This is a genomic window from Burkholderia sp. Leaf177 (genome assembly GCF_001424345.1).
Classification (GTDB): domain Bacteria; phylum Pseudomonadota; class Gammaproteobacteria; order Burkholderiales; family Burkholderiaceae; genus Caballeronia.
Genome location: NZ_LMPF01000001.1, coordinates 776,566 through 793,346, shown reverse-complemented (window position 1 = coordinate 793,346; position 16,781 = coordinate 776,566). Strand labels below are relative to the sequence as shown.

General features: G+C 59.7%; 17 protein-coding genes. 2 read left to right on the top strand and 15 right to left on the bottom strand.

Features of this window, described 5'->3' with window-relative positions:
- Nucleotides 1-14: 14 nt before the first annotated feature.
- From guaA to ASG35_RS03580, 5 genes are all read right to left on the bottom strand, one after another.
- The gene (gene guaA / locus ASG35_RS03600) at nt 15-1,595 is read right to left on the bottom strand and encodes a glutamine-hydrolyzing GMP synthase (protein ID WP_056352737.1); all 1,581 of its coding nucleotides are present in this window, start codon (nt 1,593-1,595) and stop codon (nt 15-17) included.
- A 166-nt stretch (nt 1,596-1,761) separates the two neighbouring features.
- Nucleotides 1,762-2,580: a hypothetical protein gene (locus ASG35_RS03595; RefSeq protein ID WP_056352736.1), complete on the bottom strand. Its 819-nt coding sequence runs from the start codon at nt 2,578-2,580 to the stop codon at nt 1,762-1,764.
- Nucleotides 2,581-2,582: 2 nt separating this feature from the next.
- A complete protein-coding gene (gene guaB / locus ASG35_RS03590; RefSeq protein ID WP_056352733.1) occupies nt 2,583-4,043 on the bottom strand; it encodes an IMP dehydrogenase in 1,461 nt (486 codons plus the stop codon).
- 199 nt (nt 4,044-4,242) lie between these two features.
- Complete coding sequence (locus ASG35_RS03585) at nt 4,243-4,572, bottom strand: RnfH family protein (protein WP_056352731.1); 330 nt, start codon at nt 4,570-4,572, stop codon at nt 4,243-4,245.
- Nucleotides 4,572-5,006 carry a type II toxin-antitoxin system RatA family toxin gene (locus ASG35_RS03580; RefSeq protein WP_056352729.1) on the bottom strand — a complete coding sequence of 145 codons (435 nt, stop codon included), beginning with the start codon at nt 5,004-5,006 and terminating at the stop codon, nt 4,572-4,574. The genes ASG35_RS03585 and ASG35_RS03580 overlap by 1 nt, the downstream gene beginning before the upstream one ends.
- Before the next feature lie 99 nt (nt 5,007-5,105).
- Between ASG35_RS03580 and smpB the strand changes: the two genes are divergently transcribed.
- Nucleotides 5,106-5,555, top strand: coding sequence for an SsrA-binding protein SmpB (smpB, locus tag ASG35_RS03575; RefSeq protein WP_056352727.1), 450 nt, complete (start codon nt 5,106-5,108; stop codon nt 5,553-5,555).
- A 92-nt stretch (nt 5,556-5,647) separates the two neighbouring features.
- Here the strand turns inward: smpB and ASG35_RS03570 are convergent, their stop codons facing one another.
- The 3 genes from ASG35_RS03570 to ppsA form a co-directional block, all read right to left on the bottom strand.
- Nucleotides 5,648-6,589, bottom strand: coding sequence for an SPFH domain-containing protein (locus ASG35_RS03570; protein WP_056352725.1), 942 nt, complete (start codon nt 6,587-6,589; stop codon nt 5,648-5,650).
- Between the two features lie 68 nt (nt 6,590-6,657).
- Entirely contained in the window at nt 6,658-7,086 is a 429-nt protein-coding gene (locus ASG35_RS03565) for an NfeD family protein (RefSeq protein ID WP_056352723.1), read from the bottom strand.
- A 123-nt stretch (nt 7,087-7,209) separates the two neighbouring features.
- Nucleotides 7,210-9,615, bottom strand: a complete 2,406-nt coding sequence (gene ppsA / locus ASG35_RS03560) for a phosphoenolpyruvate synthase (RefSeq protein ID WP_056352721.1) — start codon at nt 9,613-9,615, stop codon at nt 7,210-7,212.
- Between the two features lie 418 nt (nt 9,616-10,033).
- On the opposite strand from ppsA, the gene ppsR reads away from it, so the two are divergent.
- Nucleotides 10,034-10,852: a posphoenolpyruvate synthetase regulatory kinase/phosphorylase PpsR gene (ppsR, locus tag ASG35_RS03555; protein WP_056352720.1), complete on the top strand. Its 819-nt coding sequence runs from the start codon at nt 10,034-10,036 to the stop codon at nt 10,850-10,852.
- Between the two features lie 54 nt (nt 10,853-10,906).
- Here the strand turns inward: ppsR and ASG35_RS03550 are convergent, their stop codons facing one another.
- From ASG35_RS03550 to ASG35_RS03520, 7 genes are all read right to left on the bottom strand, one after another.
- On the bottom strand, nt 10,907-11,692 hold the full coding sequence (locus ASG35_RS03550) for a TrmH family RNA methyltransferase (protein ID WP_056352719.1): 786 nt from the start codon (nt 11,690-11,692) through the stop codon (nt 10,907-10,909).
- Between the two features lie 7 nt (nt 11,693-11,699).
- On the bottom strand, nt 11,700-12,422 hold the full coding sequence (gene rnhB / locus ASG35_RS03545) for a ribonuclease HII (RefSeq protein ID WP_056352717.1): 723 nt from the start codon (nt 12,420-12,422) through the stop codon (nt 11,700-11,702).
- Nucleotides 12,422-13,588: a lipid-A-disaccharide synthase gene (gene lpxB / locus ASG35_RS03540; RefSeq protein ID WP_056352972.1), complete on the bottom strand. Its 1,167-nt coding sequence runs from the start codon at nt 13,586-13,588 to the stop codon at nt 12,422-12,424. Before lpxB ends, rnhB begins: the two co-directional genes overlap by 1 nt.
- A gap of 11 nt (nt 13,589-13,599) precedes the next feature.
- A complete protein-coding gene (gene lpxA, locus ASG35_RS03535) occupies nt 13,600-14,388 on the bottom strand; it encodes an acyl-ACP--UDP-N-acetylglucosamine O-acyltransferase (RefSeq protein WP_056352715.1) in 789 nt (262 codons plus the stop codon).
- Nucleotides 14,389-14,479: 91 nt separating this feature from the next.
- Nucleotides 14,480-14,950 (bottom strand): 3-hydroxyacyl-ACP dehydratase FabZ, encoded by a 471-nt coding sequence (fabZ, locus tag ASG35_RS03530; RefSeq protein WP_056352971.1) that lies wholly within the window; start codon nt 14,948-14,950, stop codon nt 14,480-14,482.
- Nucleotides 14,951-15,049: 99 nt separating this feature from the next.
- A complete protein-coding gene (gene lpxD, locus ASG35_RS03525; protein ID WP_056352713.1) occupies nt 15,050-16,171 on the bottom strand; it encodes a UDP-3-O-(3-hydroxymyristoyl)glucosamine N-acyltransferase in 1,122 nt (373 codons plus the stop codon).
- Between the two features lie 57 nt (nt 16,172-16,228).
- A complete protein-coding gene (locus ASG35_RS03520; protein ID WP_056352969.1) occupies nt 16,229-16,744 on the bottom strand; it encodes an OmpH family outer membrane protein in 516 nt (171 codons plus the stop codon).
- Between the last annotated feature and the right edge of the window lie 37 nt (nt 16,745-16,781).

Genomic DNA, 16,781 nt, shown 5'->3' with positions numbered 1-16,781 from the left:
CAAGTGCTCTACATTCACTCCCACTCAATCGTAGCCGGCGGTTTCCCCGAAATATCATAAACAACGCGATTGATCCCGCGCACTTCGTTAATGATCCGGTTCGAAACATGCCCCAGCAACTCATGCGGCAGATGCGCCCATTGCGCCGTCATGAAGTCCAGCGTCTGCACGGCACGCAAAGCGACCACATACTCGTAAGTCCGCCCATCGCCCATCACGCCCACGCTTTTCACAGGCAAGAACACCGCGAAAGCCTGGCTTGTCAACTCGTACCATGACTTGGCCGATTTCTTATCGAACGTATTCCTCAACGTCTCGATAAAAATCGCATCCGCGTGACGCAGCAGATCCGCGAACTCGCGCTTCACTTCGCCGAGAATCCGCACGCCCAGACCCGGTCCCGGGAACGGATGCCGATAAACCATCGCCGGCGGCAACCCAAGCTTCACGCCCAACTCCCGCACTTCGTCTTTGAACAACTCGCGCAACGGTTCGAGCAACTTCAGGTTCAACGTCTCGGGCAAGCCGCCCACGTTGTGATGGCTCTTGATCGTGTGGCCCTTCTTGCCCTTGCCCGCCGATTCGATCACATCCGGATAAATGGTCCCTTGCGCGAGCCACTTCGCGTCCTTCAGCTTGTTCGCTTCCGTTTGGAACACTTCCACGAACTCAGCGCCAATGATCTTCCGCTTCGCCTCGGGATCGGTCACGCCGGCAAGCTTCGACAAGAAAACTTCGCTGGCATCGACATGAATCACTTTCACGCCGAGGTGATCGGCGAACGTCGTCATGACCTGCTCGGCTTCGTTCAACCGCAACAAGCCGTGATCGACAAACACGCACGTCAGCTGCGCACCAATCGCGCGATGCAAAAGCGCCGCCGCCACCGATGAATCCACGCCGCCCGACAAGCCGAGAATCACATGTTCATCGCCGACCTGGGCGCGGATCTTCTCGACGGCTTCATCGATGTAATGACCCATCTCCCAATCCGGCCGCGCCGCGCACAGTTCGAGCACGAAGCGATCGAGCATCGCGCGGCCCTGCACCGTGTGCGTCACTTCCGGATGCCATTGCAGGCCGTAGAAATGACGTTCGTCGTCGGCCATGGCTGCAATCGGGCACGCCGGCGTGGACGCCATCAACTTGAATCCCAATGGCATGTCAGCCACTTTGTCGCCGTGGCTCATCCATACCTTGAGCATGCCGTGCCCTTCGGCCGTCTGAAAATCTTCAATGCCGTTTAGGAAACTCGTATGGTTGTGCGCGCGCACTTCCGCGTAGCCGAACTCGCGGACATTGCCGAGTTCGACCTTGCCGCCGAGTTGTTCGGCCATGGTCTGCATGCCGTAGCAAATGCCGAGCACCGGCACGCCGAGATCGAAGACGACTTGCGGCGCGCGCGGCGAATCGAGTTCGGTAACCGAGTTCGGTCCACCCGACAAAATGATGCCCTTCGGCGCGAATTCGCGGATGAATGCTTCATCGACGTCGTACGGATGGATCTCCGAATACACGTGTGATTCGCGGATGCGTCGCGCGATCAGTTGGGTGACTTGGGAGCCGAAATCGAGAATCAGGATCTTGTCGTGCATGGCAGCGGCCAGAAGGCGAGTAAGCGGAAACGGTTGGCAAAACGGAAACGCGAGGCGGCGGGAACGAGATCCCGCGCGTCGTGTCACGCAAAAATATCAACGGCCGGCACGCGATGCCGACCGTGTTTGAAAACTAATCGAGCGGTGTAGTCACCGCTCACGACGTTCAAAGCGGATCGCGGCGAACCGGAACGCCTGTCACGGGGTCGATAACCTGCCCGGTGACCGGATCAATTGCGCGACCCGTTTCGGGATCGATCTTGTGCCCGCCGCTCACAGGCTCAAACGCGCGGCCGGCTACGGGATGAAGCGAACGGCCCGTCGCCGGATCGATGGCATGTCCCGTGGCCGGATCAAACGCGGTTGCGGCCGGTGCTGGCGCTGCCGGACGGGCGGCCGATGGCGCCAGCGGCGGCACAGGCGCTCCCGCGACCGGCTCGGCGTCCCAGCGCGGATTTGCCGGCGCGACAGGATCGGACGTCATTGGAGGCCGCACCGGAGTACCTGCAGCGGCCCGCTCTTCCGCTCGCGTCTTCGCAGCCTGCTTCTCGGCACGTTCAGCAGCGGCCGCACCGGCAATCGCGGCACGCTCACGTCTGCGCACGGCGCTGGAGAGCCGAACGCTGCCAAGTCCCAGAATCAGCAACGCGGCACCGATCAGCGCGCCAAGCAACTGCCCGAAACCCGTCACCTCCGACAAACGCAGCCCGAGCCACACAATCAGAATCAAGCCCGACAACCATTCGACATGTCCGGAAACCTTCGCGGCCGTAGCTGTCAAGGCGCCATCGACGGCCGCGTGAAACCCGAGCCACGCGAACCCGATCAGCGCCACGCCCAGCAACTGCCCGACCAGAGGCGGCTGCACGCGCACAAGATGCATCGAATCCCACAGCGATCCCCATGGTGTCAACAGGAACAGCACGCCGAACGCGAGGAAGATCAGTGCATTGATGACGAGGACAACGCGCAGCAGCGGTTTCATGATCAGTCCACGTGATAGTTGGGTGCTTCCTTCGTGATCTGCACGTCGTGCACGTGCGACTCACGCATGCCCGCGCCCGTGATCTGGACGAATTCGGCTTTGTCATGCATCTCGCCGATGTTGCGGCAGCCGCAATATCCCATGCTCGCCCGCACGCCGCCAACGACCTGGAACAGAATAGCGTTGACCGAACCCTTGTAAGCCACGCGCCCTTCAATGCCTTCCGGAACCAGCTTGTCGATATTCGCCGAGTTGTCCTGGAAATAGCGGTCAGCCGCGCCGTCCTTCATTGCGCCGACCGAACCCATGCCGCGATACGCCTTGTATTGGCGTCCCTGGAAAAGGAACACGTCGCCTGGGGATTCCTCGGTGCCGGCGAGCATGCTGCCCATCATCACCGCGTCCGCGCCAGCGGCGAGCGCCTTGCTGACATCGCCGGAAAAACGCACGCCGCCGTCCGAAATCACCGGCACGCCGGAACCACGCAACGCGTCCGAAACATTCGCCACCGCCGTGATCTGCGGCACGCCGACGCCGGCCACGATCCGCGTTGTACAAATAGAACCCGGGCCGATACCGACCTTCACGCCGTCCGCGCCGTATTCCACGAGCGCCTTGGCGGCTGCGGCCGTGGCGATATTCCCGCCGATCACTTCAATATGCGGATAGTTCTGCTTCACCCAGCGCACGCGTTCGAGCACGCCCTGGCTGTGTCCGTGCGCGGTATCGACGACGATCACATCAACGCCCGCCGCCGAGAGCAGATCCACGCGCTCTTCGTTTTCCGGGCCTACGCCGACTGCCGCGCCGGCGCGCAGCTTGCCGTGCTCGTCTTTACAGGCATCCGGATGTTCGGTTTGTTTCGTGATGTCCTTGACCGTCATGAGGCCGCGCAACTCGAACGCGTCGTTGACAACCAGCACGCGTTCCAGCCGATGGCTATGCATCAGCGCCTTGGCTTCCGCGAGCGGCGTGCCTTCCTTGACCGTCACGAGACGTTCACGCGGCGTCATGATCTTGCGCACTTCGTCGTCGAGACGCTCTTCGAAGCGCAAATCCCGGTTCGTCACGATGCCGATCAACTGCGGCCCTTCCACGACCGGGAAGCCGGAAATACCATGCTGTCGCGTCAGTGCGATCACATCGCGCACTTTCATTTGCGGCGGAACTGTGATCGGATCACGCACCACGCCGGATTCGAAGCGCTTTACTTTGGCGACTTCGCGGGCCTGTTCTGCAGCGGTAAGGTTCTTGTGGATGATGCCGACGCCGCCGAGCTGGGCCATCGCGATGGCGAGCCGGCCTTCGGTGACTGTGTCCATGGCGGCGGACAACAGGGGCATATTCAGGGAAATCTTGCGGGTTACCTGAGTTTTCAGGCTGGTGTCGCGCGGGAGAACGTTGGAAAACGCGGGCACGAGGAGCACGTCATCGAACGTGAGTGCTTTCTGGATCAGACGCATGGCAAATCCTATGGGCGCAAAACCGAATTATACCGATAGTTCCCCGGATTTTCACTGCCCGAACAGCGGCTTACGCCGCGGTTGCCATTTCCGGTGCAATTTTTGCACCGCGCTTTTGTGCTCCGGTTTCGGGTTTTTGCTCGACTCAAGTTCGATCGAAGTTCGCTTTTGCGGAACGCAAGGAAACGATGCCCGGCGCCTACCGGGCTTCCTTGCGCGTCCACCGTCGCCCTTCAATCGATCCGCCGCGCCGGGTTTTTTCGACCCGCCGCTGCCGCGCGACCTTGGGATCGACTTTGAGCGGCCGATAAATCTCCACGCGGTCCAGATCGGCCAGCACTGCATCGAGCGGCTGAATCTTTCCGAAAACGCCTACCTTCTGCACGCCAAGGTCTATTTCGGGAAACTGCGCAAGCAAGCCGCTCGCGGCAATCGCGTCCTGCACGGTCGCGCCCTCGACAAGGGAAAGCGGACAAACCGCCCCATTCCCCTCCGGCAACACGTAACAAACCTCGATGGAAATCGGCATCACTTTCCGTACCGCTGATCGGCGCGTTTCACGAACGAATCCACGAACGTATGCGCAATATGACTGAACACCGGCCCGATGATCTTCTCGAGAATGATGTTCGAAAATTCATAATGCAGCGCGAACTCGATCTTGCAGGCGTCCGCCCGCAAAGGCGTGAAGCGCCAGTAGCCGGTGAACTTCTTGAAAGGACCGTCGAGGAACTCCATATCAATGCTAGTCGGGCGCGTCTGCACGTTGCGCGTCGCGAAATGCTGCTTGATACCCTTGAAATTGATGTGAATCTTCGCTTCCATGCTGCGTTCGTCGTGGTGGCCTACCTCCACGCCGCCGCACCATGGCAAAAAATTGGGGTAATCGGGGACATCGGTGACGAGGTCGAACATCTGCTCTGCAGAGTGGCGAATCAATACAGTTTTCTGAACATCTGCCATAAAGGGCGCAACGCGTGGCAAGAGTGGGAAGCATTGCGGGCCTTACCGCGCCCACGCTGCTAAAATCAGGATTTTAAACGAGTTAGGCACTTTTCATTCATGAGCATCATCGACAACAGAAAAGCCTTCTTCGATTACTTTATCGAAGATCGCTACGAGGCGGGGCTCGTGCTGGAAGGGTGGGAAGTCAAGGCCCTTCGGGCTGGCCGCGGCCAGATCAAGGAAGGCTACGTCATCATTCGCGACAACGAGCTGTTCCTGATCGGCGCGCACATCAGCCCATTGCCCGAAGCCTCGACTCACATCCATCCGGATCCGGTCCGCACGCGCAAGCTGCTGCTGCATAGCGAAGAAATCTCCAAGCTCATCGGCAAGGTCGAGCAGAAAGGCCACACGCTCGTGCCGCTGAACTTTCACTACAAAGGCGGGCGCGTAAAGTGCGAAATCGGCCTCGCCAAAGGCAAGAAGCTTCACGACAAACGCGAAACCGAGAAAAAGCGTGACTGGGAACGCGAAAAAGCGCAGATCATGCGCGGCGCCAAGCATTGATCGGGCGTCACGATCACGGCCTTAAGTATGTCAAAACAAAAAGGGCGTCGACTGGTTGAGTCGGCGCCCTTTTGCATTCAGTCTTCGTAAGCTCAGCTCTTGCGGATCACGCCACCAGGCGCTGCGTCGCCCTTGATGATGGTCAGCGCGGACGCGATCATTGAACTCATCTCCGATAAATTCCCCGGCACGATCAGCGTATTGCCCTGCTTCGCGATGTTCCCAAACGCCGTGACATATTGCTCGGCGACCTTGAGGTTCACGGCTTCCATGCCGCCAGCCGTCTGGATTGCCGCACCGATCTTCTCGATCGCCTGAGCATTGGCCACGGCCACCGCGAGAATGGCCGACGCCTCGCCTTCCGCCTGGTTGATCTGCGCCTGACGCTCGCCTTCGGACTTGTGAATGGCTGCTTCGCGTGCGCCCCATGCAATATTGATCTGCTCCTGCTTGCGACCTTCGGACGCAGCGATCACCGCGCGTTTCTCCCGTTCTGCCGTAATTTGTGCCTGCATAGCGTGGAGGATTTCCTTCGGCGGCGTCAGATCCTTGATCTCGTAGCGCAGCACTTTTACGCCCCAGTTCGCGGCTGCCTGATCTAGTGACGTAACGATACTGTGGTTGATGTAATCGCGCTCTTCGAAAGTCTTGTCGAGCTCGAGCTTGCCGATCACCGAACGCAGCGTGGTCTGCGACAACTGCGTGATTGCATAGATGAAGTTGCTCGATCCGTACGAGGCCTTCATGGCATCGGTGACCTGAAAGTACAGCACGCCATCCACTTGCAGTTGCGTGTTGTCGCGCGTGATACAGACCTGGCTCGGCACTTCGAGCGGGATTTCCTTGAGCACGTGCTTGTACGCCACCCGATCGATAAACGGCAGCACGATCGTCATTCCCGGCGTCAAGGTCGCGTGATAACGCCCGAGCCGTTCGAGCACCCATGCGTGTTGTTGCGGCACGATCTTGATCGTCTGCGCGGCAATCGCGATGACGATAATCAACAAAATTGCCCCGATGATAGTCACGTCCATCTCTACTCCTTGTTATGCAGGTCTTGCTCATGGTCTGCGCTTGAAAGCTCAAACCCCGGCCCAACGTCTCAGCGCTTGGCGGCCACCACCAGTGTATTGCCGGAAAACGCCGTGATCCTGTACAGCGGCGCGCCTTCGGTTTCGCCGGGCGCCAGTTCAATATCCCATTCGGCCCCGCGATACATCGCTCGCGCGCGGCCCTCATGCCATTCGTTCACTTTCAGCGTCTCGCCAATATCGAGATTCACACCCGGATCATGTGATGCATCGCGACGTGTTGTGTGTCCGAGCTTCGATCGACGCAGCACCGCGCCGGCGATCACCGCGACCAATGCGGCCACCAGCAACTCGATCTCAAGTCCCGCGCGCAGCAGATGCGCGATCCCGCCCGCAACGAACCCGAGCGCGATCATCAACAAATAAAAAGTGCCCGACATCAGTTCGAGCAGAACGAGCGCGCCAGCGCCGATCCACCAGAACAATCCGTTAGCAGCCATTGCCTACCTCCACACGAACTCCAAACAAAAACACCCCGGATAGGGTCCGGGGTGTTATAGCACGCTTACGGTTTTGAAAGCTCGATAAAAGCCTTCTCGCCCAAAGCGTGAATTGCTGCAGCCTTACTTGTTCAAAGCCTTCGCAAGCGTCTTCCACGTGTCGATGATCGTGTCCGGATTGAGCGACATCGACGCGATGCCTTCCTTCGCGAGCCATTCAGCCAGATCCGGATGATCCGAAGGACCTTGACCGCAGATACCCACGTACTTGTCCAGCCGCAAACATGTTTCGATGGCGCGCTTCAGCATGAACTGCACAGCCGGGTCGCGTTCGTCGAAATCGACTGCGAGCAACTCCATGCCCGAGTCGCGATCCAGACCCAGCGTAAGCTGCGTCAGGTCGTTCGATCCGATCGAGAAGCCGTCGAAAAACTCCAGGAACTCTTCGGCAAGAATCGCGTTCGACGGAATCTCGCACATCATGATCAGGCGCAAGCCGTTCACGCCGCGCTTCAGGCCGAACTTTTCGAGCAAGCCAACAACCTTCTCGGCTTGTTTCAAAGTCCGCACGAACGGCACCATGATCTCGACGTTGTCGAGGCCCATCTCTTCGCGCACTTTCTTCAACGCCACACATTCCATCTGGAAGGCTTCGGCGAAGTCCTCCGAGATATAACGCGATGCACCGCGGAAACCGAGCATCGGGTTTTCTTCGTCCGGCTCGTAACGCGAACCGCCGATCAGCTTCTTGTACTCGTTCGACTTGAAGTCCGACAGACGCACGATCACCGGCTTCGGATAAAACGCCGCGGCAATCGTCGCGATACCTTCGGTCAACTTGTCGACATAAAACGCTCGCGGCGATGCATGACCGCGCGCGACGCTTTCCACGGCTTTCTTCAGATCGGCATCGATGTTCGGATACTCGAGAATCGCCTTCGGATGCACGCCGATGTTGTTGTTGATGATGAACTCGAGCCGCGCCAGACCCACGCCTGCATTCGGCAAATGCGAGAAATCGAACGCAAGTTGCGGGTTGCCCACGTTCATCATGATCTTGACCGGAATCTCGGGCAATTCACCGCGCTCGACTTCGGTCACTTCGGTTTCGAGCAAACCGTCGTAGATCTTGCCTTCGTCGCCTTCCGCGCACGAAACCGTCACCAGCTGGCCTTCTTTCAGCAAGTCGGTGGCATCGCCGCAACCCACCACCGCCGGCACGCCCAGCTCACGCGCGATGATCGCCGCGTGGCAAGTGCGGCCGCCGCGATTCGTCACGATCGCCGACGCACGCTTCATCACCGGTTCCCAGTTCGGGTCGGTCATGTCGGCGACAAGCACGTCGCCAGGTTGCACGCGATCCATTTCCGACGGATCGTGAATCACACGCACCGGACCCGCGCCGATTTTCTGGCCAATCGCGCGACCGGTTGCGAGCACGTTCGACTGGCCCTTTAGCTTGAAACGCATTTCAGCCTTGCCGACAGCTTGGCTCTTCACCGTTTCGGGGCGTGCCTGCAAAATGAAGATCTTGCCGTCGCGGCCGTCCTTGCCCCACTCGATGTCCATAGGACGCTGATAATGCTTTTCGATGATCACCGCGTACTTCGCGAGCTGGATCACGTCTTCGTCGGTAATGGAAAAGCGGTTGCGCTGCTCGTGCGATACATCAACCGTCTTCACGCGACCCGCTTCGCCGGCCTTCGTGAATTCCATCTTGATGAGCTTCGAGCCAATCGAGCGGCGGATGATCGGGTACTTGCCTTGTTCGAGCGTGGTCTTGAAGACGTAGAACTCGTCCGGATTCACGGCGCCTTGCACGACCGTTTCGCCGAGACCGTAGCTCGACGTAATGAACACGGCGTCCTTGAAACCCGATTCGGTATCGAGCGTAAACATCACGCCGGCCGCGCCCACGTCCGAGCGAACCATGCGCTGCACGCCCGCCGACAACGCAACCTCAGCGTGCGTAAAACCTTTGTGCACGCGATACGAAATAGCGCGGTCGTTATAGAGCGACGCAAACACGTGCTTCATGCGATCGAGCACTTCGTCGATGCCAATCACATTAAGATAGCTTTCCTGCTGGCCGGCGAACGATGCATCGGGCAAGTCCTCAGCCGTTGCCGACGAACGCACGGCGAACGACAACTCTTCGGGCGAACTTGCCTGAAGCGTGTCGAAGCCTTTGCGGATCAGCTCTTCGAGACGTGGCTGCAGCGGCGCATCGACGATCCATTGACGGATCTCCTTGCCTGCTTCGGCAAGGGCTTTCACATCGTCGACGTCGAAGAGTTCCAGACGCTTGGCGATGCGCTCAGTCAGGTTGTTGTGATGCAGGAAGTCGCGAAACGCCTGCGCCGTGGTCGCAAAACCGGTCGGCACCTGCACGCCGGCTTCGGCGAGCTGGCTGATCATTTCGCCGAGTGACGCGTTCTTGCCGCCGACAATGTCGACGTCGGTCATTCGCAACTGCTCGAATGGAACTACATACGCCTGGTCCTTTGCAACGTTAGCTTCGTTAGTCATACAAGCCCCTAAGGTGGATGGAATTCACGATCATGCAAGTGGGCTCGGAGCGGCGGCGCTTATAGGAGGCGCGCACCACAACCTGCATAACCTGTTTGATAAGCAGTCGCATAGGACTTGCGCAGCGATTGCAGAAGCTCGGCCAAACTCGCTGCCAACAACTAAATTCGCTCTAAAAATCCAGCAAATTCATTTAGAACGCGCGATTTGTGCTTATCTTCGCTTAAATCGTTGACAGATTGTTCGCAATTGCTTATCGAACAGGTTGACGCTATTCTACCGTGATGGCTCTCGAAATGTTTCATTGCGGGGCATAATTCCGCTGCGCAATGAGGCCCGCCATACGTGCTTCGTGTGGCGGCGCACATCGGCGATAATTGCCTTCATTCTTTCACGTCATTCAACGCTCCCCAAGCCGATGCCGCCAACCGTTTTCATTGTTTCAGATGGCACCGGGATCACTGCCGAGACCTTCGCGCATTCGATCCTCTCCCAGTTCGACCAGAAGTTCAGACTCGTGCGCGTCCCGTTTGTGGACTCCACCGAGAAGGCGCACGCGACCATCGCGAAAATCAATGAAGCCGTGTCGCTGGACGGCCGGCGCCCGATCGTGTTCACCACGCTCGTTGACAGCGAGTCGAACGAGATCGTGCAGCGCGCGAACGCGCTAGTGCTCAACATGTTCCAGACGTTTATCGAGCCATTGGAAATCGAGCTCGACATCAAGTCCACGCACGCCATGGGCCGGGTCCACCAGAACGCGGACACGGACGAGTACAAGAATCGAATCGAGGCGATCAATTTTTCGCTGGCGCATGACGACGGCCAGTCGAATCGCAATCTGGAAGACGCCGATGTGATTCTGGTGGGCGTATCGCGCAGCGGCAAGACGCCGACGTCGTTGTATCTGGCGATGCAATACGGCGTGAAGGCAGCCAACTATCCGCTGATTCCGGAAGACTTCGAGCGCGGAAGGTTGCCGACGCCTTTGCTGCCGTATCGGGAAAAGATGTTTGGTTTGTCGATCGATCCGCAACGGTTGTCCGAGATTCGCAACGAGCGTCGTCCGGGAAGCAAATATGCCGCGCTGGAGAATTGCCGGTACGAAATCAACGAAGCCGAAGCGATGATGAAGCGCGAAGGCGTCAAGTGGTTATCGTCGACACACAAGTCGATTGAGGAAATCGCCACGACGATCCTGCAAGAGATTCGCCTGGAACGGCCTTCATATTATTAGTGTTTGGAAGGCCGCGAGCGAATAGCCGTTTCAGCGTGAACTGAACGGCTTTTTTTATGCGCGTTGCTGCCGGCACTGCTCGAAAATACACACCGCCGCGGCCGCCGCGACGTTCAGCGATTCCATGCCGCCCGGCTGCGGAATCGTCACCCGCAGCGCCGCTTGATCGCGCCAGAACGCCGAGACGCCCGCGCCCTCGTTGCCCATCACCCACGCAAGCGGCCCGGACAGGTTGGTATCGTAGATTGCCTTCGCGCCGTGCGAATCGGTGATGGTGATCAGCACTTCCGGATCCAGCCGAGTGGTCAAATCTGCGGCATCGACATCCTCGTGGACGTTCAGCAGAAAATGCGCGCCCATTCCGGCGCGCAATACTTTCGACGACCATGCGTACACCGTTCCCGGCGCGCAAAACACATGCTGAATGCCTGCCGCCGCCGCGCTTCGGAGAATGGAACCGACGTTGCCCGCGTCCTGAACGCCGTCGAGCACGATGCATGTCTGCGTCACGCGCTCGGGCAACGGCGGCGCAACGCGATCGACCAGCAGGAGCATTCCCACGCCGTGCACGACGCTCGACAACTGGCCAAACAACGCGTCGGGCAACGAGTAGACGTGCGCCGGGTCGATCCGTGCGACGATTTCCCGCGCTTCATCGTGCTGAAAAGCGCCTTCGGTTACTACGCACGTCTCGGGCTGGCCGGCCGCTTGCAGATACGCATCGGCGAGATGCAAGCCTTCGAGCAACGCGTGACCGCTGCGGCGCTGCTGCGCAGTCGATCCGGCGAGCGCCTTCAGCCGCTTGTAAAGCGGGTTGTCCCGCGAGGTTATGACTTTCACTTGGGATTCAGAACGGAGGCGCGTCGGCGCCCTGCTCGGCAGCGGCCGCCGCGAGCAATTCCGGCGCAACGACCGGCAGCATCACGCCGAATCGCGCGTGCGCTTCACGCACCGGCGCAAACGACCGCCGATGATGCTCGCACGGCCCATGATCGAGCAACGCCTTCAGATGCTGCGGCGTGCCGTAACCGGCGTGGGCGTCGAAGCCATAAACGGGATGGGTATCGTGTAATTGCAGCAGCATGCGGTCGCGCGTGACCTTAGCCAGGATCGACGCCGCCGATATTTGCGCAATCAGCGCGTCACCGCCGATCACCGCGACAGAGCGCATCGATAAAGCCGGGCACCGGTTGCCATCGATTTTCGCGACCGTCGGTGTGACCGACAGCCCTTCGACCGCGCGCTTCATCGCGAGCATGGCGGCGTGGAGAATGTTGATGGTGTCGATTTCCTCGACACTCGCCGACGCCACGCAATAAGCCAGCGCGCGATCGACGATCTTCTCGTACAACTCCTCGCGCTTTTTTGCGCTCAGAACTTTCGAATCGTCGAGACCGCGAATCTTCGGCTTGGATGGATCGAAGATCACCGCTGCTGCAACCACGGGGCCCGCGAGCGGACCACGGCCGGCTTCATCGACGCCGCAAATGACGTCGGACGGCGAATCGAAATCGAACTCCGGCTGCTTCGCGCGTTTGGTCACGGCTTTCGTCACCACGATCTTCGCCATTACCGCGGCCTCCTCGTTTCCAGCACCTGCGCCACAGCCTCCGACGCCCGTTGCGCCGTGTTCTGGCGCAGCACGTGATGCATTTCAGTGAAGATTTCCGTGAGTGTCGCGCGGTTTGCGTCGTCGTTCAACTGCTTGAGGGTTGCATCGGCGAGCGCTTCGGGTGTCGCGAAATGCTGAAGAATCTCGGGCACGACAAAACGTCCCGCCAGAATATTCGGCAAACCGACATACGGCAGATAACCCTGGCGCTGCATGATCTGACCAGTCAGCCAAGGCACCTTGTACGAAATGACCATCGGCTTTTTCAGCAATGCCGCTTCGAGCGTCACCGTGCCGCTCTTGACCAGGATGGCGTCGGCGGCGGTCATCGCAACCTGGGCCTTGCCTTCCGTAATGGTCAGCGAGAGATTCGGATGCGCTGCCACGAGCGGCTGCAGCAGTTCGCGCAACGCGGCGGTGGCTGCCGGCATCACGAAGCGCACGCTGGGTTCGCGTTGCTGCATCAGCTCCATGGCGTCGAAAAACGTCGGACCGATCAACGCAATCTCCGAGCGCCGGCTACCCGGCAACACGGCGATGATCGGACCACCGGCCGTCAAGCCCAGCTCGCGACGTGCGCCTTCAACGTCGGGGACGAGCGGGATTTCATCAGCCAGCGGATGGCCCACGTAAGTGGACGCCACGCCCGCTTTCGCCATCAGCGCCGGCTCGAATGGGAACACGCACAGCATATGATCGACGGCCTTGACGATCTTCTTGATGCGGCCGCCGCGCCACGCCCAGATCGAAGGACACACGAAATGCACGGTCGGAATGCCGGCATCGCGCAATGCGTGTTCGAGACCGAAATTGAAATCGGGCGCATCCACGCCGATAAACACCGACGGCGGCTCAGCGAGCAATTGCCGCTTGAGCTCGTTGCGAATGCCGAGGATCTCGGGAATGTGTTTCAGCGCTTCAACATAACCACGGACGGTCAGCTTTTCCATGGGCCAGTGGGCATCGAAATTAACGGCCGTCATGCGCGGACCGCCGATACCGCTGAATTGCGTCCCCGCAGGCAAGCGCGCGTTCAGGCCGTCGAGCAGCGACGCAGCGAGCAGATCGCCCGACGGTTCGCCTGCGACCATCGCAACGCGCAAGGGCGCGGGAGCAAGCGTCATGGGGCGCTCGGTCAACGGATGATGCCGCGTTGCGACGCGTCGATAAAATCGGCAAACGCGGTGACCGGCGCATCGCCGTCACCGCCCGCAGACGCGAGCTCGCGCAATTGCAACTTGGCTTCCTCGAGCGTCGCGCCGCTCTTGTAGACCAGCCGATACGCCGAACGCAACGCGGAAATGGCTTCAGCCGAAAAACCGCGACGGCGCAGCCCTTCCACGTTGATGCCATGCGGTTCGGCCTTGTTGCCCGCGGCAATCACGAACGGAGGAATATCTTGCACGAGCGCCGACGCGCCGCCCAGCATGGAGTGCGCGCCAATCCGCACGAACTGGTGCACGCCCGACATGCCGCCAACAATAGCGTGGTCGCCAATGATCACGTGTCCCGCAAGCTGCGCATTGCTCGACATGACGATATTGCTGCCCAACTGGCAGTCGTGGCCGATATGCACGTAGGCCATGACCCAGTTATCGTCGCCAATGTGGGTCACGCCCGTGTCCTGAACCGTGCCGGTATGGATGGTCGTGAATTCGCGGATGGTGTTGCGGTCGCCGATCACGAGCCGCGTGGGCTCGTCCTTGTACTTCATGTCCTGCGGCCGGCCGCCGACTGACGCGTAATGGCCGATGCGGTTATCGCTGCCCAGGATCGTATGGCCTTCGATCACGCTATGCGAGCCGATGGTCGTGCGCGCGCCGATCTGCACGTGCGGACCGACGATCGCGTACGGGCCCACTTCGACAGATTCGTCGAGCTGCGCGCCCGGTTCGATAATCGCGGTAGGGTGAATCTTGCTCATGCGCCCTCGCTAGGTGTTCCGTTGCTTGTCTGCCGCGCGGATTGCCGGGGTTGCACAGGTTGCACCCACTCGCCGGATCGCGCCGCACGCATCATCTTTCAATAGCGGTGTTCTTCACCGTGCACATCAGCTCGGCTTCCGCTGCAACCACGCCGTCCACTTCCGCCACGGCGCTGAACTTCCAGATGCTGCGCATATAGCGCTCGAAATTCACGTTCAGGATCAGTTGATCGCCCGGTTCGACCACGCGCTTGAAACGCGCTTTATCGATGCCGACGAAGTAATACAACGTCGTTTCCGGATCGTGCGGCTCTTTTTCTTCGACAAACGTCAGAAGCGCCGCGGCTTGCGCGAGCGCTTCGAGAATCAGCACGCCGGGCATCACTGGTCGTGTCGGAAAATGGCCCTGAAAATAGGGCTCGTTGATCGACACATTCTTCAGCGCTTTGATGCTTTTGTGCGGCGTGAGTTCGAGCACACGATCCACGAGCAGGATCGGATACCGATGCGGCAGCAGCGTGAGAATCTTGTGAATGTCCAGATTGATTTTTTCGGTGCTCATAGTCGTTCTGCTCGCGCGCTTCACAGCGCGGGTGTTGACTGCGAAGGCGCCGTGGATTTCGTCTCGGGCGACTTCGCGTGGGATGGCGGTTTTACCGTCTTAGTGTGTGTCCGACGTGCTTTCCGGATTGTCTTGCCGCTTCGTGATATCGGCTTCGGCCGAGGATGTTTCCAGCGTCTTGATGCGCTCGCGCAGCTTGTCCAGATTCCGTACAATAGCCGCGCTCTTGTTCCAGTCCGCGTGATTCACAGCGGGGAATGCGCTCGTGTACATGCCAGGTTTCAGCAGGGATTTCGATACACCCGACTGCGCCGTGACGATCACGTAATCCGCGAGGGTGACGTGGCCGGCAATCCCCACCGCGCCGCCGATCATGCAATGCCGTCCAATGTTCGTGCTGCCGGCAATACCAGCGCAGCCCGCGATCACCGTGTAAGCGCCGATCCGGCAGTTGTGCCCGATCTGCACGAGGTTATCGATCTTCACGCACTCTTCGATGATCGTATCGGCCATGGCACCACGGTCGATAGTAGTGTTTGCGCCGATTTCGACGTCGTCGGCGATAACCACCGTGCCGACCTGCGGAATCTTCACCCAGCTGCCGGTACGTGCATCGCCTTCGCCCACGAAGTCTGGCGCAAAGCCGAAACCGTCCGCGCCAATCACCGCGCCCGCATGCACGATCACGCGCGCGCCGAGCTTGCAGCCATGATAGACGGTCACGTGCGGGTAAAGATGCACGTCGTCAGCTAGCTTGACGCCTTGCCCGATCGAAACACCCGCCTCCAGCTTGACGCGCTCGCCAATCACGGCGCCCGCTTCCACGCTGACGTGCGGCCCGATCACGGCGCTCGCCGCGACTCTCGCCGCCGGATGAATAAACGCCGTGGGATGAATGCCCGGTTCGACCGGCGGCGTTGCAAGGTCGATGAAGACCTGCGCCACGCGGGCGAAATAGGCATAAGGATTTGGTGTGACGATAAAGTTGCGCCCGTCCGGCGACGCTACTTTTTCCAGGTCGGCCGGCGAGATCAACACGGCGCCTGCCCGCGTGCTTTCCACTTGCGACAAATACTTTTGATTCGCGAGAAACGCGAGTTGCTCGGGCCCCGCTTTATCGAGCGGCGCAAGGCCGTTCACGCGATGTCCGGCATCGCCCGCTATGTCTCCGCCGAAGCGCTGTGTCAATTCACCTAACGTGATTGCGCTGTTTGATGCCATCCGCTCTACCGCTCCAAATCAGTGCAAATTCAGTGACTTCAGTGACTAAAGTGATATTTAGTTCGACGCGCCCGGATTAGCCGAAAGGCTCGACTGGTTCGCCGCGAGCGCTTTCAACACTTGATCGGTGATATCGATACGCGGGCTCACATACACCGCTTCCTGCACGATCAGGTCGTAGTGCTGTTGCTCGGCGATCTGCTTGATGACCTTGTTGGCCCGATCCAAAACACCCGCGAGTTCTTCATTGCGTCGCTGGTTCAGGTCTTCGCGGAACTCGCGCTGCTTGCGCTGGAAGTCCTGGTCGAGCTGCGACAGATCGCGCTGTTTCGCGGCTCGGTCTGCGGGCGCCATCCCCGCGCCGTTCTTGTCCATGGCATCCGACATGGTCTTCAGCCGCGCCGCCATGTCCTGCAACGCCTTGTCGCGCTTCGAAAACTCCTGCTCGAGCTTCGATTGCGCCGCCTTGGCCGCTGCCGACTCGCGCAAGATGCGATCGGAATTGACGGCTGCAATCCGGGCTTCTTGCGCGTCTGCGGTAGCCACGCCCATCAGTCCAAATGTCACCGACATCAACAGCGCCAATGCCGCATGTTTCGAAAGCTTACCG